Source organism: Pleionea sp. WD8-19, from assembly GCF_055326765.1.
Window position 1 is genome coordinate 117,257 of sequence record NZ_JBUZOU010000009.1, and the last position, 20,883, is coordinate 138,139.

Here is a 20,883-nt window from a genome sequence, read left to right on the forward strand (position 1 = left end):
TGCACTGCATAAAAGTTAGACTATGTTTGCGTTCCAATCAAAGTCTCTTTAACTAAATCATAAGAATAGGAACATAAAACAAACGTTAGCCATTCTCTAATAGAGTAAAATGAACTCATTTAGAAAATCGAACAAACCTATTATTCTCTTGATTAAACTGGAGATTTAAATCCTTCAGGTTTTAACGCTAAAACATCACAAGTGAGCGAGTCGAGTATTTTTTCGGCAGTACTACCAAAAAGTCCGGTGCGATAGGTCGTCCCCATAACCAACAGGTCAATCTTTTTACTCTCAACAATTTCTGGCAACACATCTTCCGGCTCCCCCATTTTTAGTAATCGATTTGATTCTTTAAAGCCGTATCCTTCTATTAAATTTTCAAATAAATCTTGGTGGAACGTATAAAGCCGTGTTTGATAATCATCATGCGCTGAATAAGGCGATCCGATATCTTGCAACCTGGCTTCGACTCCTCCCCATAGCTCGATTCCTATCGGCATATAACTGTGGGCAATATACGGTTCCGCGGTCAACTTTTCAGAAAATACCAAAGTCGTTTCAATAATGGTTTTGTCCAAGCCTTCGGGTTTGCCATTCGATTGAGTCGGGTCTACGGCAGCAAGTATCGATTGGTATGGAGTGTTTTCATGCTCTTTAACCAATAATAAAGGAACTGGGCAAGCTTTTAAAAGCTGCCAATCGTTAGGCGTGAAGAACAGCTTATTAATGACCGGATGCTTGTGTGTGGATTTAATAACAATATCAGCTTCACTTTGCTGTGCTTTTTTTATGATCGCTTCGTAAAGCGGCTTATGCCACACAACATCCGTAGCAACCGGTATTCTCTCATCGGTAACTCGTTTAACGTAAGTGCTCAGCCATCGAGAAACGCTTTTCAAATAACTTTTCTTGGCATGCTCAAGATGCTCACTTACCAAAAAGTTATTTCTAACAAGCTTACTATTATATATCGCTACAAATAGCTCAATGGATGCATCGTAGATTTTCGCCAGTTCAATTGCTCGAGATAAGGCGGGTTGTTCCTCTTTATTGGGATCCATATCGACCAGTATTTTCTTAACATTCATAACACTATTGCTCCAAAAAACTTCAATAATCTATGTGAGAGCTAAAGAACTCATTGATCTCACATTAACATCAATCTGATTATAATTATTGATACAAGTCAACTGATATGCCTTAAGCATTCACGACTTGGTTAGGCCCCAGGCTTTTACACACGCGGTTCCTACCATTTTCTTTTGCAGCATAAAGCGCTTGATCCGCCCTATCCATTAATTCATCTTTATCGTTATCACTAGACTGAAACACCGCTACACCAATACTCACTGTGGCATGCTCATTACCAAGTGACAGAAAATTGGTTGAAGCAACACTTTGGCATATTCGATCAGCCAGAAAAGCCGCATCGTTTAAATCGGTTTCTGGTAATACCATGCAAAACTCTTCACCACCATAACGCGTCACAATATCCGCTGCCCGCGCGCACTGAGACAGTTGCTCTGCGACTTGACACAGCACTTTATCTCCAACGAGGTGACCAAACCGATCGTTTACCGATTTAAAATGATCAATATCGATCATTAAAATACTGAGTGGCCTATCTGGCATTCGTTTAGCTTGTGCGATACGGTACTCTAGATCAGCATCTAAATAATACCGGTTCCTTACACCAGTCAATGTGTCAGTTACAGTACTCGAAATGGCTTGCTCAAGATCTAACTTTAAATTTTTAATGGCTTGTGCACGCCTTAAACCCGCTTTCACCCGAGCTTGAAGCTCATTCGATTCAATAGGTTTAATTAAATAATCGTCTGCACCTAATTCTATACCTTCAATCTTCTTACTCAACTCATCCAAACAAGTAATCACGATGATTGGCAAATCTTCGAGCTCTTTGATCGCGTGCAGTCGCTCCAACATCCTAATACCGTCACCATCAGGCAATAAACGATCAAGAAGTATAAGATCGGGCGTATTATGTTTAATATATTCAAGTGCAACACTAGACGTTGGTACGGCAGTACATCGAATATTAATGGCTCCCAAAACTCGAGAAATGCTTTTGCTTAAAAGTTCATCATCTTCTATCAGTAAAATAGTGCTTTTCATAGTTTCTTCGTTTTCAGGCAACTTCGATAATCCTGCCATGATATGTCTTCTGTGACTGAGTTCTTCATGCATTATTTTCAATCGATACAAAGCCCTCACTCGCACCATTAATTCGTTTCTATTAATTGGTTTAGTCAAAAATTCATCGGCACCCACATTAATCCCTTTAGTTCGATTCTCTGATCCGTCTAAGGAAGTAACGAGTATCACAGGAATGGCTTTTGTATCGGGATCACCCTTTAATATTTTCGTGACTTGATAACCATCCATATCGGGCATCATAATATCCAACAATATGACATCAGGTTTTTCAGAGCGCGCAATCGTTACCGCTTCCTCTCCGTTATAGGCCGTTAAAGGAGTAAACCCATCAGCCCGTAAGTATGTTGCTAATAACTTTACGTTTCTGGGTTCATCATCGACGACGAGTACTTTGTTAATCCGAGACATTACGCTTTCCTCTGCAACATGGCTTCTATTTTAAATAATAACTCTTTATAGCGAATGGGTTTCGATACATAATCGTCGCAACCTGCCTCCAATATTAATTCACGATCACCTTCCATCGCTCGAGCCGTTGTCGCTATTATAGGAACGGAGCAGGTCACTTTATTGGACTTCAAAATCCTAGTTGCTGATAATCCATCCGTTCCAGGTAAATGAATGTCCATTAAAATTAAGTCCGGGGGCGCACCAATAATCATAGGAATAGCTTCATCAGCGGTCTCGGCTTCTTTCACGTCGTACCCCGCTCGATCAAGTATTCCTCTAACCAGCTTTAAATTCGTTGCATGGTCCTCTACAATAAAAACAGTCGTCATGGCTCTATCGTCCGAATTAAGGCTTTTTCTATTTCACTTAAGAGAGTACTTCTTGATGCTTCTCTTTTCTCAGCGACTATTGCAGCTTGCCCTTTTAACGTTTCTTTTTCCGATTTACTTAATAGCTTAGCCGTTAACACAATTACAGGTATGTCCTTAGTTTCATCAGATGTTTTAATTTTATTAAGTACTTCAAAACCACTCATTTCTGGCATCATTAAGTCTAAGATTATAATATCAGGCTTATTGAGCCTAACCATTTCAAGTCCATCTATTCCACTGTACGCCGTGGCCAAATTAAAGTTAGAGCCCAGTAAGTACGACTGTACAATTTTACTCGCTTTCGGATCATCATCAATCAGTAATAGGTTGATATCTTGAATACGTTCCTTAGGTAGCACTTTTATCAAAGAGTCTATAATTCGAATCAAATCAGAGCGTTTAATCGGCTTACCAAGTACTGCGTCTGCCGCAACTGCGCTGAGTTCATTATCAGACTCGGAAGAAGTCAACGCCATAACTGGGATGTCAACGCATGACGCTAATCCATTTTTTTGATTTAAAAAATGGATAATGCTTTCGTCAGGGAGCATAAGATCAATCATTACAAGGTCCGTATGCTCGGACTGTAAAACTTGCAACGCCTCGTTTACAGTGCTCACAACGATGACTTCATAACCTGCATCCGTAATGTATAAGTTCAATAAGTCAGCTTGTGACTCATTACTCTCCAAGATTAAAATAGTGTAGTGACCGCGATTTAGCTCAACTGTTTTCGTTTCACTTGTTTTTTTCTTTTTATTTTTGCTTTTATTATCGATAACGAACTGCATTTTGCTTGATATCACTTCATTTTCATCTTTCTCAAAAACAGTCTGCTCTTCAGACTTAATATTTTCTGGAATGGTTATCTTAAAACAACTTCCTTTGCCTTCTGAACTTTCAATTTCTATGGTCCCTTCATGCAAATTGACCAGTCTTTTCACCATCGCCAATCCAAGGCCAGTTCCTTCATACTTTCTGGAAAGAGAACCATCCAATTGAACAAAAGGTTGAAACAGCAGCCCTTGTTTTTCTTCGGATATTCCTATGCCCGTATCGATAACTTTAATCACTAACTGTTTATTCTGAGTATACGATTTGAGCGTTACTGAACCACCGTCTGGTGTAAACTTAACCGCGTTACTTAAGAGATTGAACAAAATTTGCTTAATTTTTCGGCTGTCAATTTTAAATACAGATAATGATTTATCAATATCAACATTTAACGAAATATTATGGTTGTGTGCTCGCTCTCTAACTATAGAAACCGCATTATTTAACAACTCGGGTAAGTTTACAGCGTCCAGTTGCAGTTCCATTTTTCCTGCTTCAATTTTAGAGAGATCAAGAATATCATTGATTAAGGCCAATAGATGATGAGCACTCATAAATATTTCATTCACATAATCACTTTGTTCATCATTGAGATTGCCCAGCAACTGATCTTTCAACACTTCTGAAAATCCAATAATGGCATTCAGCGGCGTTCTTAACTCATGCGACATATTGGCTAAAAACTCTGTTTTCAATCGATTGCTTTGCTCTAACTGCTCATTTTTTGAGGATATTTCTTGTCCTCGCTGTTTCAGTTGTTCCGAAAGAGCCTGCAAATGTTGATATTGCATTAAGCTATTAAGTGACATTGCCACTTGTTTTGCTAGTCGCTCAATAAAAGCCAGTTCATTTTTTTGTAGCTCATTAATACTGGATAAAACCAAAACGCCAAGAACTTTGCTTGAATAAACAATTGGATTGATGACTACCGTTTTCGGTTCAATATTAAAAAGTCCCGTATCAATGGAAAATGGTACTTTATTATCCGTTTTAACAACCATTTGCTGATCATTTCGTGCACACTCCCCTATGAGGCCCTCACCTATTTCATATTGTTTTTTGAGTTGTTTCGTGGCGCCATGACTCGCGACTCTGTTTAAATTTCCTCGCCATTCATCAAAAAGATACACTGCGGAAAGCGGCATCTGATGAGATTCAGAAAGTATCTTAAGCATCTCAGTAAATATTTCTTTGCTGTCTTTAAATGTACTAAATAATGAAATAATTCTAGACTGTGTTCTTTCAAATTCAGCGATGGTAGACAGTGCTTTAGTTTTTTCAGCCAACGCTTTCTCAGCCTGCTTCCTTTCAGAGACATCGAGTTTAATTGCAATAAAGTGGGTTATTACCCCATTTTTATCAGCGACGGGTGTAATGGTTTGCTCTTCCGTGTAAAGCGCGCCATCTTTTTTCTTGTTAATCATTTCCCCTTGCCATACACGTCCTTCACTTATTGTTTTCCATAACTCTTTATAAAACACGCTAGACTGCCGTCCAGACTTTAATAGGCGCGTTGACTTACCCACGACTTCATCCGATGAGTAACCAGTTAAATTGGTAAACGCCGTATTGACCCATTGAATCACGCCTTCTTTATCTGTAATCAAAATGGCATTAGCGGCGGCTTCTAACGCACCGCTTTGTAAGTTTAACTGATCAAATACGGCCTTACGCTCGCTGATGTCTCGGACAATACCAGCAAACATAGGCTCATCATCCAACAGCATATCCTTTACCGCTAACTCCAATGGAAATATTTCTCCATTTTTACGTCTTCCGAGGACCTCACGTCCTATACCAATTATTTTTTTTAAGCCGGTTTGATGAAAATTCTTCAAATATTGATCATGTTCCGATTGATAGGGCTCGGGCATAAGCACTTTGACGTTCCTACCAATCAACTCTTCTTTCTTATAACCAAAGATCCGCTCAGTAGCAGGGTTCAGTGAGTGAATTACGCCAAGTTTATCGATAGTAATAATGCCATCAACAATCGCTTCCATTAAGGCGTCAACCATATTTATTTGATTGACTGCACTGGTAGGTTCTATTACATCGTTCACACTAAGTTCCGTTCATTTGTAATGGGTTAACAAACTCGAAATAGGTCAATGGTAACCGAAGAATTTAATGATATAACTGTTCAAATTGTTGGGAATCGACTTCTGCTAGCTCCAACAATCGAGTGAGGTTGTTAATGATCACCTGTTTCCTTGAAATGGTCAGTACCTTCCGTTTTTGCAATTTAGTGAACTCGCGGCAAACAGTTTCTATTGCTAAGCCCAAAAAATTGCCAATATCGGTTCGTCTCATTGGTAATTGAAAATGCGTTGCAGAAAGCTTTAATCGTCGCATTCGCAAAGACAAAGACAGTAAAAAGTTGGCTAGTTTAACTTCAGCTGATTTTTTATTCAGGGTTAGTTGAAGTTGCTGATCCACATTCAGCTTTTGGCTCATGGCTCGAAATAAATGGGTGGAAAATTGTGGTAGTTGGGAGCTCATACTCACGAGTTTAGAATAAGGCAAAGTACAAATGGACGAAGAGTCCATTGCAACGGCGCTATTTACGTAAGAGCCGTTATAGATACCATCGAGGCCTAAAAATTCACCGGGTAAATAAAACCCTGTCACTTGCTCTTCCCCTTTTTCAGTAACCGTATAAGACTTTATGGCACCGCTTCGAACAATGTAGATTGAGCCAAACGTTTGACCTTGGCGAAAAAGAATATCGCCCTGATGCATTATTAGTGGCTTATTCAATAAGGAATGTAATGCCTTTTTTTGACTTTGACTGAGATCCGGCGGCTGACAAAAACGCTGAATTGCACAATGAGCGCAAGGTGAAGGTTTTAGCTCAGCCATAGGAATTATTGGTTTTGAATCGAATTGCTCTAATGGATATACGTTTATTGGAGTAGCTGGCAGTTCCTGAAGCGTGGCATTTTCCATGGACCTTCTCCGACATAAAATGAGACCGATAACATCTCAGTACGTTAAGTTCACTTAAAGTGTAAAATGCCGTTTTAGAAAGTTAAATTCGAAGATATACATACCTTATTTCGGTATTTACGTATAAAGCAAAGGTTGGATAGTCCTCCAGAATTTCTTATTATTCTTTAAATAACATAGACTTAAGTTATACTTTTCATCTATTATCAACCGCTTATTCCTTTATCGGCCAAAAAGCTCATACATGACCAGCCAGAATAGAATTTTGTATTTAATCGGTGTAATGGCCACTATTGCGCTTTTTGTCGTCGCTATATCCATTTTTTTGCTGTATCAAACCAGTGTTGAACAACAAAAGTCACGACTGTCTGAAATCGTAAAAAGCCAAGCAAAAATATTGGATTCGGTTGCCAAATATGAATTGGCCTATATGGTAACCACAGACAAAGAAGCCGCTATTCAAGAAGTATTAACTCAAGTAAAGCAAGTGTATGAAGATTTAGAAGGTTTTGGTGAAACCGGTGAATTCACACTGGCGCAGAGACAAGGCAATGACATTCAATTTTTACTACCTTTACGCCATTACAAAGGACGCTTATCGATGCCTTGGGAGAGCGGCTTAGCTGAGCCCATGCATCAAGCCCTTTCTGGCCAATTTGGAGCCACCATAGGTTTTGATTATCGTGGTGAGCCAGTATTGGCAGCGTTTGGCTCTGTGCCAACGCTGAATATTGGGCTGGTGGCCAAAGTTGATATGTCTGAAATAAGAGCACCTTATTTATACACCGGAATGGTGGCCGTAATTTCAACCTTACTTATCATTATCGTTGGAATCTGGTTATTTTGGCAATTGGGAAGCCCACTGTTAACCTCAATTAGCGAAAAAGAATCACGATTGCGCTCGGTTTTGGACACCGCTGTCGATGCGGTAATTACCATAAATGCTCATGGTATTGTCGACTCCTTTAATAATACAGCAGAAAATATGTTTGGATACAACGCTCGCGAAGTGATCGGAAAAAATATCTCCATGTTGATGCCAGAATCTATTGCTCGAGAACACGATGGATATTTAGATCACTACGTTAAAACGGGGGAAAGAAAAATCATTGGAATTGGTCGTGAAGTAACAGCAATGCGTAAAGACGGCTCTCTTTTTCCAGCAAATTTAGCCGTCAGTGAGGCAAGGGTTGGCGAAGAGCTGCTTTTTACAGGCATCATTAGAGAACTCACTGCACAAAAGCAAGCTCAAAACGAATTAATTAAAGCGGAAGCCGAGGCAAGATTACATCGTGATCGATTAGCCCATGTCGATCGATTAGGATCAATGGGTGAAATGGCAACCAGTATTGCCCATGAAATCAATCAGCCATTAACGGCCATTGCCGCTTACATTCAAGCGTGCATTCGTCTGGTTAAAAATGGAGAAATGGAAAGCAAGGAGCTCTTAACTGCCTTAGAAAAAGTGGATAAGCAAGCCCACAGAGCGGGTGAAGTGATTCGACGCATGCGGTCGTTTGTCAGAAAAAGAGAAAGTAAAATAGAAACTCAAGACTGCAATGCACTGATCCGTGAAGTCGTTTCGTTAGTCGAGCCTGATGCCCGACTGCTGAATATCTCAATTAAGTTGCAATTAGAAAGCCTTTTGCCAAAAGTTTATGTTGACTCGGTGCAATTTCAACAGGTCATATTGAATTTAATTCGAAACGGTATTGAAGCAATGCAGATAAACGATAGCCCTGATAAAACAATTATAATTAAGACTGAGCAAGTGTTAAACGATACTCTAGAGGTCAGTGTACAGGATTTCGGACCAGGACTTTCTGAAGAACAAGCGAATCATATTTTTGAGCCCTTCTTCACAACGAAAGAACAAGGCATGGGATTGGGCCTAGCGATCAGCCGCTCAATAATGCAGTCCTTGGGTGGAAACCTTAATTATAAAGCTGGTATACCTTGTGGCAGTCTATTTTGCGCTACGATACCAACAATAGATAGCAGCTTTAATGACGAGGACAGTCAATGAATTCAAAAGAACACACCGTATTTATTGTCGATGACGATGAAGCCGTACGTGATGCATTGGAAATGTTAATTCGATCCGTGGGACTGAAAGCGAAATCATTTTCATCAGCAAGCGATTTTCTCGATTTCTACGAGCAAGGCATTGGTGGCTGTTTGGTACTCGACATACGGATGCCACAAATGAGTGGACTAGACTTGCAAGTAAAACTCAATGAAATGGGCAGTTCATTACCTATTATATTCATAACCGGTCATGGCGATGTTCCCATGGCGGTTGAGGCTATGCAAAAAGGCGCTATCGATTTTATTCAAAAACCATTCCGAGATCAGGAGCTTTTAGATTGCATTCAAATTGCGATCGAAAAGGATACTCAATATCGAGATAAACTGTCGGAAAATAAAAACATAAAAGACAAAATAGAGACGTTAACGGAAAGAGAAAAAGAAGTGCTTAATCAAATTATTTTAGGAAAAGCCAATAAAGTCATAGCGTTAGAGCTAGGTGTCAGTCAAAGAACCATTGAAATTCATCGCTCACACATCATGGAAAAAATGCAAACTCGCTCATTGGCTCATTTAGTGCGAATGATCTTGCAAGTGGAGTAACTCAAATGACTAACGCACCAGCAATGTATGAATCAGGGGCATAAAATGTGTGGGTAAGGCACCAAATCAAGAGTTAAATTGAGCTGATCTGAATCAACACATAAGACCTAGCGGTTCGCTTATAATCAAACCAATAGTTTATTAAATTGCGGAATATTAGGTTCAGGTGGCATCTAAATTTTTCAACAATCAAATACCTGTCGTATATATTATCGATGAAGATAAAGAACTTTATCGTGAGATAACCTTACTCTTAGAAGGCTCAGGAATTCATACACAAACTTTCTCATCGCCCGATCAATTTTTAAAATTAACCGCATATGGTAGAAATTCTTGCCTTTTAATTGAAAGTCATTTTAGCCAACAATCCGGTTTCGAAGTATTAAAAAAAATGGCATTGTCAGACTTAACTATTCCAACGATCATGACCTCCTCTTCTGGAGGTGTGGATGAAGCGGTTTCCGCAATGCAAGCCGGATGTATTGACTTCATTGAAAAGCCACTTGTGAGTCATTTAGTTGTAAGACGGATTAAACGAATTTTTGAGATTCGCGAAGCAGCTGGCCTTGTTAATCCAAGTAAACATTAATCTCAGCCTTCCTATCCGATAAAACCATTCCAACCTTTCACTTAAGAATAGGCAGCAGTTTTTCCCAAGCAATATCCACCGAATCCACGTACTGAAATAAATTCAAATCTTGTTGATCGATCACACCCGAATCAGCAAGGTACTCAAAATTAACCGCTTGTTTCCAAAAACGTTCTCCAAATAAAATAACCGGCAAGGGATTCACCCGTTTAGTTTGTAAAAGAGTTAAAGTCTCCATCAGTTCATCAAGCGTACCAAACCCTCCCGGAAATACAATGATGACTGCTGCGCGCTTTAAAAAGTGCATTTTTCGTGCTGCGAAATAATGAAAATGAAAAAGCAATTCAGCACTAATATAGACATTCGGTTTCTGTTCTTTTGGCAGTTTAATATTTAATCCTATCGATTTTTCACCTGCATCATGGGCGCCCCGATTTGCGGCTTCCATAATTCCAGGCCCTCCACCACTGACCACGGTAATCGCCGGAATTTCTCCAGACTTTGAAGCTTGTGAAACTCGGCGACTCAGCTCTCGCGCATCCTCATAGTACCGACTTAATCGGTGTGATTTTTTTGCACTGAGCAGCTCCTGTTTGGTAATGAAGGCAGTTTGGTCTTGAGAAAATGGGTCAAGAGATTGTGCATCTTGTAATTCCACTAACCGTTGTTTTGTCGCTCCAGGCGCACATATTCGTGCGCTACCGAAAATAACAAATGTTCGATTAATTCCCAGTTCATCAAGCCTTGATTCTGCCGCTAACCATTCCGACTTAAATTGCTCTGCGTGTTCTATATCGTAACTGTCAGGCATAGTATCCTCCACAACTATTATTACTTGCTTGGAGCTATTTAAATTGATTTAAATCTATAAATGAGAGAAAAATAGGCGTTAAAGTGTTCAATCAATAATGTGTAAATTATAGGCGAGTGACACGTTGTCGATTAAGCAAAGTATTCGATGGATTTCTGGAACTGTAATTTTGGCTACTGCTGGCATATGGTTATCAAATTCAGAATAGGTCTCGTTTAACATTCATGCTTTCTTCAACAATTGGATTGAGTGCCGGACTGACTCCTGCTGTGAGAGCTGTGCAGTTACCCCCTGTTGAAGCATTAAGAGCGGAGTAAATACGTTCATCCTTAACTCTTTGGTTAACTCCAAATTATCCAGCCAGCTTTTATTTGGAAATTCCTTTTTCCAAATTCGCGTAACGTTAACTTGCTAATTCTGGAGCGCACTGCTCACTAATTTCAAGCCCACAATTATCTGGTTGCAACTCAATCATTCGGCTAATAAACCAAATAAATGGCTCAACTTGACCACTTAAACGGCAAACGCCACTGCAAATAAATTGAAGCAATGCTTGTATATCCAGCGAACAAAAAGCTGAAGCTGTTCGATCATCCGTTAACAATAATGAGCAGGACGGCAGTTCAATAACTTCTTTTTTTTGAATGCTAACCTCTCGATCATTTAATACAATTGAAATTAAATGATTAGTATCGAATAATTTAACTGTCAAAGCTAAATTGGGTGACGGTTCAAATTTATTCAGCATCGAAGCTTTAAGAGAGTCGCAAAAGGACTTGGCCCACTTTTCTAAGTCGGGTAATTCCCAGTTAATTGTGAGTGTGTCCTCTTGAGTCAGCTCCTGCTGATTTTCTACCTCTCGTTCTGCATCGATTAGTGCTTCGAGTGTTTTATCAACATCTTCACGTGTATGTGATGCCGAACAGATAAATCTCAAACGCCCTCGCCCACTTTCAACAATGGGATAAGTCACCGCCGATGTTTGAATTCCTCGCTCATACAGTTCTTGAACAATGGCAAACAATTTGTCTTTCTCACCAAAATGCGGTGTAACGATTGGCCCATCTCCGGTTCCGAGGTCGTAACCCGCTTCGGTAAATCGTTCACGCATGTATCGAGTGGTATCCCATAGTCGCTCTCGTAACGAATCATCATTACTCAACTTACGTAACGAGGTAAGAGCTGCCGCAATATCCGCAGGGCTAACGGATGCTTGAAAGATATACGCTCGGGCCGATGCTTTAAGTAATTGAATATGCTCTTCTCTTGCAGCAATGACACCTCCCAAACTACCAAGAGATTTACTGAGCGTGGTCATAATAAAGTCGACGTCGTCGGTGACACCTTGAGCCGCGCAAATACCAGCACCTCGATGGCCGTAAAATCCAAACGAATGCGCTTCGTCAACCAAAACAAGTGCGTTGTATTTTTTTGCCATACGAACAATTTCTGCCACCGGTGCAGCACCCTCCCCCATGCTATACACACCTTCTAGCACTACAAGAATGGTGCGATAAGGTGAAGCTTCGGTTTCAAGTACAGTTTCCAAATCTTTCCGGTTATTATGTTGAAAAGTTCGTATTGAAGCACCGCAAACGCGCGCACCATCGACTATCGATGCGTGACACAATTGATCAATGATGACCACATCATTTTTACCGAGCAGTCCTGCAACAGCTCCCAGATTAGCGGTATAGCCTGTAGGAAATAAACAAGCCGAAGGTTTACCGACCAGCTCTGCAAAAGCCGTTTCAAACTCTGCATGAAGGTCAGTAATTCCGGATGCTGCTGCTGACGTGCCCATGCCCGTTCCAAATTTTTGAAGTGCAGAGCTGGCTTCTTTGATGACTTCTGGATCACGGTTCAAACCCAAATACAGGTTGGTTGTCCAAATTATGGCATCGCGCTCTTCTTTGGTGTGCGTATCAGCAACCTTTCCTCTAGTTGCACTTCCGCTGCGTAGTAATTTTGCATAAGGATTGCGACCTAATCGATTCACCATTCGTTGAAGCTCTTGAACCAATATCCCTTTGTCTGTCGCAGACCAACACGGAGCTTTGGCTGCTTGAAACGTCGGGTGGGTCGATTGGAGCTGCGTTTGAAAACTACCGAGAGGATTAGAAGAATAGGATGGTGCTTTTTTTGTAAACGAAGAATTCAAATGATTTCGGCCATCCACAAGACTCAAGGCAAAACGCATTAATGCCGTAGGTGTAGCGTGCTCATAAATTGTCGATGCCGGCAGTGTTCGGCCCAAAATTTTTGAGAGACGACTGCTCAATTCCACGGATGTTAATGAGTCAAGACCCATTTGGTCAAACGAACCATCAGGTTCCACTTGATCAGAATCATTAAAACTCAAAAGTGACGCGATTTCGTTTTGAATGATCGACAATAATACGGCTTGTTGATCTTCTTGTGAAGCGTTCGTTAGACTGTAGGCAAACTGACGATGAACTTGGATTTTATTCGAATGTGAGTCATCAAACATGCCGGAGAAATTATTAATGTGTGGTTCAGTTTTTTCATTTTTCGTAAGTTTTGAGAGTTGCGTGCGGTCAAGTTTACCATTGGGTAAACGAGGCAGTGTTTCAAGAAAAATGATGCGTTGAGGTACCATATACTTGGGCAGTCGACCCGCCAGATATGTACGAATGGTTTCGGCCGAAATCGTATCATCTCGACTCACAACATAAGCTACCAGCAGATTTTGATTGACGCCGCCTTCTTCAACCGAAGCGGCCACACCATCGATGCCAGGTATCAACTCCAGCACCGATTCAATTTCCTCAAGCTCTATACGATATCCTCTGATTTTAACTTGTTGATCAACTCGACCCAGAAATTCAATCTCACCGTTTTCCATCCAACGGCACAGATCACCCGTTTTGTACAAGCGTTTTTCTGGCACTTGACGACTTGGCTCACACTCGATAAATTGAGCTTTCGTTCGAGTTTCATCGTTCAAATACCCACGAGCTTGTTTAACTCCTGCCAGGTACAACTCCCCTTCTACACCATTCGCTACCGGTTGCATGTCGCCATTCAAAATATACGCACGAGTATGAAGTACCGGTTTACCAATCGTGATAGGCTCACTACCAAATGAAATCTCTTTCATGGTTGAATATACGGTATCTTCGGTTGGACCATACACATTAATTATTCGTACAGCGGGTTGTATTTTGTGAAGTTGCTGTACTAACGATCGCTTTAATACTTCACCACCAAATACAAAGCAGCGTACGTTTGCAGGCAAATGACCAGAAGACAGTAGCGCCTGCATGGCCGATGGCACCATAATGCATGTTTTTACCTGATCGGCCGACGGTAATGTCAAAAGCTCAAGTACATTCTCGGCTAACACAACAGTTCCACCCAACGACAAAGTACCTAAAATTTCCATTACGGATGGATCAAAACAAACGGAAGCAGCGGCTAAAACGCCAGAAAGTTCTTCGTCATCGAATGAGTTACGCATTGCTTGGCTGAGTGCTGTCAAACATCTGTGTTCAACGGCGACACCTTTAGGCTGACCGGTCGAGCCCGATGTATAAATCACGTATGCCAAATCGTGAGCCTCAGGTTGATTACTAAACCTCATCACGGTTTCTCGCACGTCTTGCAACCCAATCAATTCATGAACTTCATTACAAAGTGAAGCGCTATGCTCATTGTCGATTACCGCTGCCACCGCTTGCGAGTGTTTCAGCATATAATTCACTCGTTCTTTCGGATAAGTCGGATCCAGCGGCACATACGCACACCGCGCTTGCAATACGCCCAATAAAGTGGCTACTAACTCCCACGTTCGATTCATACAAACAGCTACCAGCGAACCGGGCTGAACATTACGTTCACTTAACGCTTGGGTAATCTCATTGGCTCGCTCCATGAGACGCTCATAATGAATCGTCACTTCTCCGTCAATAATTGCAACTTTTTCGGGTTGTATTTTCGCTTGCTTTGCAAACATGCCGCTAATCGTATCAGCGGTTTCATTCGCTTTTTGTGTATCGCTTAAAAACTGAGTTAATTTATCCATATATTTTTTCCTATTGCGCATTGTTAAAATCTCGGAAAGAGCAAGCAGTGAACTTTATTGAATTCACTGTAATATAGCGCCGATTGGTAAATTGTTTATTTGATTAAAAGATACTCACCCATCCTAAAACTAAAACTTCTTTTTAATCTATTTGAAGTGCCATTTTTATAAACAGGCTTGCTCACTGAATAGTGCCAATATGGTAATCGATCTGGATCGAATTAAGTTAGTATATAAGCGACATCAGGTTGAAAATTTACGCCAAAACAATTGTTTATATTAGATTTTTTTGATTTATGACGAAAAATGACCCATTGTTAGTTCATCGCGCTTAAAAACGAACTATGAAATTGCTTAACGACAGGGATAATGCTTCTGGCTAAGGTACAACTCCAATATCGTCCAAAAAAATACGTATATTTTTTCTGGAGTAAATATTAAATTAAACTCTAATAATCCATCATTTTTTATCAGAAATACCAGCGTTGTACGTTCACACTCCTTTTCTCCCGTATACGGTACTAAGTTACGCGTAATTGTCCGCCGTGGACCAGACAATCAAACTATCTACGTTCGCGTAAATGAACTTGAAGTTTACTAATCCATAAAATGAACCTCAAGTTGATTGACTCAAATATAGAGTCGGTCAGCTTGAGGGTTGACTCAGCTTGATGACTACCACTGTCTACAATAAAGTTAAACTCAGTCCATTTACCAAGCCCAACAGCTTGCTCATCTGTTTGTTTTTTTATTTCCTATTAAGAGCAATTTGAGCATATTGTTCGCTAATTACTTCGTTTAAATCTAAGCGCTTTACTTAAAAATAAAATTCAACTTGACACACTAAGTAAGATCGGTCCAGCTTTGCATAACCCATCAAGGTTGAGTTTTTAAAGATGGGTTAACACCCATCCTACCGATACTATCCTTGTCAATGACTAATCTACAAACTATAAATCATCTAATACTCAATAATATTCCACTGAATCGAACTTAAAAAGGTATAACTTTTCCCATTTATGAAGCACTTCAGTCGCTATCCCCTCACTCTATCTCAAACCGCCCTCACTCGACGCGAATTTGTAACAGGTGTTGCTGCCGGTAGTGCATTACTTGGACTCGGTTTAAGTTCCTGTAGCTCGATGCCCCGTAATAGACAATACCCATTATCCGTTCCCGTTTTAACCGGCAACACTTTCGAGCTGAGTGTCGGTTACCTTCCGGTAAACTTTACCGGTCGGGATCGTATCGCTACGGTGGTTAACGGTTCCATACCTTCACCTGTTTTACGTTGGAAAGAAGGCGACCGCGTCACCCTACGCGTCACAAACAATTTGGCTCACGACACTTCCATCCATTGGCACGGCATCATTTTACCAACCGAAATGGATGGCGTTCCCGGTTTAAGTTTTGATGGCATTAAACCCGGAGAACGTTTCGAATATCAGTTTGATGTACATCAAAGCGGAACGTTTTGGTATCACAGTCACTCGGGCTTTCAAGAACAAACTGGAATGTACGGCGCGCTTGTCATCGATCCCTTAGAGCCTGACCCTTTCACGTTCGATAGAGATTATGTGGTACTCCTATCGGATTGGTCCGATGAAGCACCAAAAAGCATATACGCAAATTTAAAAAAGCAAAGCCACTATTATAACTTTCGAGAGCGTACGGTTTTTGATTTATGGAAGGACATTCAAAATAAAGGCTTAGTAAAAGCATGGAACGATAGAGCCATGTGGAACCAAATGCGAATGAGTGTCACTGATATCTCAGATGTAACGGGTTTTACTTATACATTTTTAATGAATGGCTACACACCTGAGCAAGATTGGACAGGCCTTTTCAAGCATGGAGAAAAAATACGGATTCGATTTATTAACAGTGCCGCCATGACCCTTTTTGATGTTCGCATTCCCGGATTATCCATGACCGTGGTCGCCGCAGACGGTCAAAACATTGAACCGGTGACGGTCGATGAATTTCGAATGGGGGTCGCGGAAACGTATGATGTGATCGTGCAACCTAATGCAGACCGTGCCTACACGATTTTTGCTCAAAGTATTGATCGTACTGGTTATGCTCGAGGAACGCTTACACCCAACCCCGACTGGCATGCAGAAATTCCCGATATGGATTATCTGCCGGTATTAGAACACCGTGATATGGGGATGGTACACTCCATGGCTCTTCACGATCACGAGCCGGGTAATGGTAAGCAAAAGCACGAGCATCACAAAAGCAAAACACAAAACGTTACCGATCATTCGCAGCATTACTCCGATCATAATCATCATATTATGAAAAGTGGCCTATTCACGACCAAACCAAACGATTCACGCGGTAACAATTATCCACTGGGCAGAGCAGGTTTCGGTAGTAACCGCACCATCTCTCATGTCACTTCGGAATACAACGCCCTGGTCGATATGCGAGCCGACAACCCAATGAATGGCTTAACTGACCCCGGTATTGGTCTGCGCAATCACCAACAAAAGTATGGTCGAAGAGTACTGACTTATGCCGACATTTGTAATTTCAATCAAACAGCAGACCAACGCGAGCCGGAGCGAGAAATTGAACTGCATTTAACGGGTAATATGAACCGATACATTTGGTCAATGGACGGCATTAAGTTTGTCGATGCCGATCCCATTCAACTTAAGTATGGTGAACGCGTTCGGTTTCTTCTTGTTAACGACACCATGATGACCCATCCTATCCACTTACATGGCATATGGAGTGAATTGGAAACGGAAGCGCCGCTTTACATTCCACGAAAACATACGGTGATTGTTCAGCCCGGATCAAAAATCAGCTTTTTAGTCACAGCGAACGCAATCGGTCGGTGGGCCTTTCATTGCCACTTGTTGTATCACATGCCGGGAATGTTTCGCGAAGTACAAGTGACTTAAACGGAGCAAAATGTGAAAACACATTTATTTCAAGCAATGCTATTACTTTTGTTACTTTTTTACTTCAATTTAATACGAGCTCACGTTGAAGACGACCCCATATTAGTTTATGTTTCAGTTAACCAACTGGAGGTTAAAAACACCGATAACGATGAATTTTATAAGCTGGAAAGCGAAGCTTGGGTTGGCAAAGACTTGCATAAACTTTGGTTCAACATCAAAGCAGAACAGGAAAATAGCCACACTGAGCATATTGAATTGCAAGCGCTTTACAGCAAAGCCTTTTCGCCATTTTGGGACTTTCAAGTTGGGCTCCGTAAGGACTTTTCCCCTTCACCCAAGCGCAACTGGTTCGCAATAGGATTGGAGGGATTGTCACCTTATTTTTTTGACGTCAATAGCACACTGTTTATTGGAGAAAACAATACTTCAGCCTTTCGATTCGTGTTTGAGAATGAATGGCTTTTTACTCAGCAATTAATTCTTTCACCGGAAGTTGAGGTGAACCTTTTTGGCCAAAATGACAGAGAACGGAGAGTTGGCTCAGGGTTGTCGAGCCTTCAAGTCAATGTAAGGTTGCAATACGAACTTCACCGCAAGTTTGTCCCCTACTTCGCTTTTAACTGGAAAAAGCAATATGGCCAAACCGCTCTTTTTTCGCGCCAAAACGGTGAAGCGGCTGTTGAGAATCAATGGTCGGTCGGGATTAAATTCTGGTTTTAACGATAAATTTCCTTTTAAAGATAAATATTGACAGTACTACCAAATATTTCCCTTCATATTTTGCACATTTCCCGTCATTACTTTCAATATTTACCACCCATTTTTTACCCCAATAAAAAAGACCAATGTTTTCAATAGGTTAAAAACTGGCCTCCTATTTGCCTTATAAGATAATAGTTAGTCATTCATCTGCCGCTTCACTAGGCAACTCATCTGGAGATTACGATGAAGCTCAGTTTAAGAAAAATCTGCCCTGTATTGGTTGGCGTACTTTTCAGCTTTATAACGAGTACCACACAGTCCGGCTTGTTAGACCCAGTACTCAACGATTCCATAGAAAACACAGTAGAAAGTACCCTGTCTTTAGACAACCATGTATTAGTGCAAGGGTCAGACGTTGCCATTTTAAAACGATTAATTGACCAGGTAGGTGGTGTCATCACCCATGAACTGCCTCTCGTTTCAGGTGTCGGCGCTTTGTTGTCGGACTCTCAAATAGCTCTTCTTAATGCACTTGAGCCTTTGCTCCGAATTACCGAAAACTTACCCGTATTTTCTTTCGGTTCACTCGAAGACTGCTTAGTTTACGGCAGTCACGTCATGGAAACGAATCGTCGAAAAGTAAAGTGGAAGTTGTTTAACGCAAGAGATATTGCTGCCACTGTACAAGGGCTAGAGCTTCAATGGCCTCATCAACTTGGTAACATCGAATTCATTGAGCTCAATAGTCTTCGAATTTTTCAACATGCTGGCGAAAACCAAAACGGCGAATTGCGTGTTGATCAAAGTGAATTTTTGATGCCCTTTACATTACAAAGTTACGACAATGCTGTCATGGAAATTAAGTTTTCCAACGCGGATGCTAGTGCATACAGCCAAGCCGATTATTCATTAAACGTTCGTTTTGAAGAAAATTGTCAGCGCGCTTCTGTTAAAGGGTATGAGACTCAAACGAAAGACGGTGACAGCAACACCTACTACAACCAAGTGATTGGATCAGATGTGCTGCACGCGCAGGGTATTACCGGTAAAAACGTAACCGTCGCCGTAGTTGATAGTGGTTTATGGGCAGCACACGGAGGCCTTAAAAGAGACACCGAAGGAAACCGTCGTATAAAAAGTGCGTATGACGCGATAAACGATCAAGAACTGAATCGAAATGAAGTGACCGATGAAAACAGTCACGGCAGTCATATAGCCAGCATCATTGCCAACAGTCAGCCGGCAGTGATCAATGGGCAAAATCAGCACAGCTATCAAGGTGTCGCTCCTGATGCCGACCTGGTGATCGTTAAAGCATTTTACGAAGACGGCCACAGTACCTACCTGGATGTGATCCGCGGATTGCAATACATTGCCGATAACCATCAAGCGCTTAATATTCGAGTCGTCAACCTTTCTTTTGGTGCCTCTCCTAGCTCTTCTTACTGGGAAGATCCTATGAATCAAGCCGTCATGGAGTTATGGGCACGCGACATTGTTGTTGTCACATCCGTGGGCAATGCCGGTCCTCAATCGTTATCGGTCGGTGCTCCGGGTAATGTCCCCTATGTGATCACTGTCGGTGCAATCAGCGATAACTACACACCCGACAATGTTCAGGACGACTTCTTGATGTCGTTTTCATCCGCAGGACCAACGCACGACGGGTTTATAAAGCCGGATTTGGTTGCCCCTGGTGGGCACATTGTTGGGGTCGCTCATCCTAACATGTACCTTCCGAGCCAATACCCACAATACGCCGTTGGCAACGATAAATTCATTATGTCGGGTACTTCACAATCAACCGCAGTCGTAAGCGGCATTGTTGCGCTCATGCTGCAACAAAATCCCGATTTAACCGCCAATGATGTCAAGTGTCGATTGATGTCCAGTACATTATTTGCGTCATCTGATGGAATAATGGCTTACAGTCCGTTTCAGCAAGGAACCGGCTACATTAATGCAATACGAGCAACCGAAAGTGATAACTCGGGTTGTGCTAATCGAGGCATGGACATTCACGCGGACTTAAGTGGAGACGTTCATTATATGGGGGCTGCACGCCAGGATGAAAACGGTCACTTTTATATTATTGGTTACGAAGACCAAGTTTTTGAAGACGGTTTTATTTGGGAAAACGGCTTTATTTGGGAGAATGGGTTCATCTGGGAAAACGGCTTTATTTGGGAGAACGGGTTCATCTGGGAAAACGGCTTTATTTGGGAGAACGGGTTCATCTGGGAAAACGGCTTTATTTGGGAAAATACCTGGTTGCCTCAAGAGTAAATCTCAATAACAAATACCCCACATTGTCTGAAACAACCGAGTCTTAAAAGGCTCGGTTTTTGCTTTAACTGGAATATCTGCTGATATGGATTAGGCTTAAAATAACGCTAACTCATTGCGAT

13 protein-coding genes are annotated in these 20,883 nt (G+C 41.3%); 6 read left to right on the plus strand and 7 right to left on the minus strand.

Annotated features, from left to right (window positions below; translation table 11 throughout):
- Positions 1-152: 152 nt before the first annotated feature.
- The 5 genes from ACTUJY_RS12610 to ACTUJY_RS12630 all read right to left on the minus strand — a co-directional run bounded on the left by ACTUJY_RS12610 (position 153) and on the right by ACTUJY_RS12630 (position 6,779).
- Positions 153-1,088, minus strand: coding sequence for a universal stress protein (locus ACTUJY_RS12610; protein WP_463616451.1), 936 nt, complete (start codon positions 1,086-1,088; stop codon positions 153-155).
- Between the two features lie 112 nt (positions 1,089-1,200).
- Positions 1,201-2,583 (minus strand): response regulator, encoded by a 1,383-nt coding sequence (locus ACTUJY_RS12615; RefSeq protein ID WP_463616452.1) that lies wholly within the window; start codon positions 2,581-2,583, stop codon positions 1,201-1,203.
- Positions 2,583-2,954 (minus strand): response regulator, encoded by a 372-nt coding sequence (locus ACTUJY_RS12620; protein WP_463616453.1) that lies wholly within the window; start codon positions 2,952-2,954, stop codon positions 2,583-2,585. Before ACTUJY_RS12620 ends, ACTUJY_RS12615 begins: the two co-directional genes overlap by 1 nt.
- On the minus strand, positions 2,951-5,848 hold the full coding sequence (locus ACTUJY_RS12625; RefSeq protein ID WP_463616482.1) for a PAS domain S-box protein: 2,898 nt from the start codon (positions 5,846-5,848) through the stop codon (positions 2,951-2,953). Before ACTUJY_RS12625 ends, ACTUJY_RS12620 begins: the two co-directional genes overlap by 4 nt.
- 109 nt (positions 5,849-5,957) lie before the next feature.
- On the minus strand, positions 5,958-6,779 hold the full coding sequence (locus ACTUJY_RS12630; RefSeq protein WP_463616454.1) for a cyclic nucleotide-binding domain-containing protein: 822 nt from the start codon (positions 6,777-6,779) through the stop codon (positions 5,958-5,960).
- 244 nt (positions 6,780-7,023) lie between these two features.
- Here ACTUJY_RS12630 and ACTUJY_RS12635 point away from each other — a divergent pair, with 244 nt between their 5' ends.
- From ACTUJY_RS12635 to ACTUJY_RS12645, 3 genes are all read left to right on the plus strand, one after another.
- Complete coding sequence (locus ACTUJY_RS12635) at positions 7,024-8,805, plus strand: sensor histidine kinase (protein WP_463616455.1); 1,782 nt, start codon at positions 7,024-7,026, stop codon at positions 8,803-8,805.
- Positions 8,802-9,410 carry a response regulator transcription factor gene (locus tag ACTUJY_RS12640; protein ID WP_463616456.1) on the plus strand — a complete coding sequence of 203 codons (609 nt, stop codon included), beginning with the start codon at positions 8,802-8,804 and terminating at the stop codon, positions 9,408-9,410. The genes ACTUJY_RS12635 and ACTUJY_RS12640 overlap by 4 nt, the downstream gene beginning before the upstream one ends.
- 166 nt (positions 9,411-9,576) lie before the next feature.
- A complete protein-coding gene (locus ACTUJY_RS12645; protein WP_463616457.1) occupies positions 9,577-9,999 on the plus strand; it encodes a response regulator transcription factor in 423 nt (140 codons plus the stop codon).
- 37 nt (positions 10,000-10,036) lie between these two features.
- Here the strand turns inward: ACTUJY_RS12645 and ACTUJY_RS12650 are convergent, their stop codons facing one another.
- Together ACTUJY_RS12650 and ACTUJY_RS12655 are read right to left on the minus strand one after the other, a co-directional pair.
- Positions 10,037-10,810: an LOG family protein gene (locus tag ACTUJY_RS12650; RefSeq protein WP_463616458.1), complete on the minus strand. Its 774-nt coding sequence runs from the start codon at positions 10,808-10,810 to the stop codon at positions 10,037-10,039.
- 403 nt (positions 10,811-11,213) lie between these two features.
- On the minus strand, positions 11,214-14,855 hold the full coding sequence (locus ACTUJY_RS12655; protein WP_463616459.1) for an amino acid adenylation domain-containing protein: 3,642 nt from the start codon (positions 14,853-14,855) through the stop codon (positions 11,214-11,216).
- Between the two features lie 1,019 nt (positions 14,856-15,874).
- Between ACTUJY_RS12655 and ACTUJY_RS12660 the strand changes: the two genes are divergently transcribed.
- The 3 genes from ACTUJY_RS12660 (at position 15,875) to ACTUJY_RS12670 (ending at position 20,761) form a co-directional block, all read left to right on the plus strand.
- Positions 15,875-17,770, plus strand: a complete 1,896-nt coding sequence (locus ACTUJY_RS12660; RefSeq protein WP_463616460.1) for a copper resistance system multicopper oxidase — start codon at positions 15,875-15,877, stop codon at positions 17,768-17,770.
- Positions 17,771-17,782: 12 nt separating this feature from the next.
- A complete protein-coding gene (locus tag ACTUJY_RS12665) occupies positions 17,783-18,493 on the plus strand; it encodes a copper resistance protein B (RefSeq protein WP_463616461.1) in 711 nt (236 codons plus the stop codon).
- Between the two features lie 225 nt (positions 18,494-18,718).
- Positions 18,719-20,761 carry a S8 family peptidase gene (locus ACTUJY_RS12670; protein ID WP_463616462.1) on the plus strand — a complete coding sequence of 681 codons (2,043 nt, stop codon included), beginning with the start codon at positions 18,719-18,721 and terminating at the stop codon, positions 20,759-20,761.
- Positions 20,762-20,883 lie beyond the last annotated feature (122 nt).

Coding starts and splice junctions, on each gene's coding strand:
- ACTUJY_RS12610 (WP_463616451.1), bottom strand. CDS start 1,088: ATGAATGTTAAGAAAATACTGGTCGATATGGATCCCAATAAAGAGGAA.
- ACTUJY_RS12615 (WP_463616452.1), bottom strand. CDS start 2,583: ATGTCTCGGATTAACAAAGTACTCGTCGTCGATGATGAACCCAGAAAC.
- ACTUJY_RS12620 (WP_463616453.1), bottom strand. CDS start 2,954: ATGACGACTGTTTTTATTGTAGAGGACCATGCAACGAATTTAAAGCTG.
- ACTUJY_RS12625 (WP_463616482.1), bottom strand. CDS start 5,848: ATGGTTGACGCCTTAATGGAAGCGATTGTTGATGGCATTATTACTATC.
- ACTUJY_RS12630 (WP_463616454.1), bottom strand. CDS start 6,779: ATGGAAAATGCCACGCTTCAGGAACTGCCAGCTACTCCAATAAACGTA.
- ACTUJY_RS12635 (WP_463616455.1), top strand. CDS start 7,024: ATGACCAGCCAGAATAGAATTTTGTATTTAATCGGTGTAATGGCCACT.
- ACTUJY_RS12640 (WP_463616456.1), top strand. CDS start 8,802: ATGAATTCAAAAGAACACACCGTATTTATTGTCGATGACGATGAAGCC.
- ACTUJY_RS12650 (WP_463616458.1), bottom strand. CDS start 10,810: ATGCCTGACAGTTACGATATAGAACACGCAGAGCAATTTAAGTCGGAA.
- ACTUJY_RS12655 (WP_463616459.1), bottom strand. CDS start 14,855: ATGGATAAATTAACTCAGTTTTTAAGCGATACACAAAAAGCGAATGAA.
- ACTUJY_RS12660 (WP_463616460.1), top strand. CDS start 15,875: ATGAAGCACTTCAGTCGCTATCCCCTCACTCTATCTCAAACCGCCCTC.
- ACTUJY_RS12670 (WP_463616462.1), top strand. CDS start 18,719: ATGAAGCTCAGTTTAAGAAAAATCTGCCCTGTATTGGTTGGCGTACTT.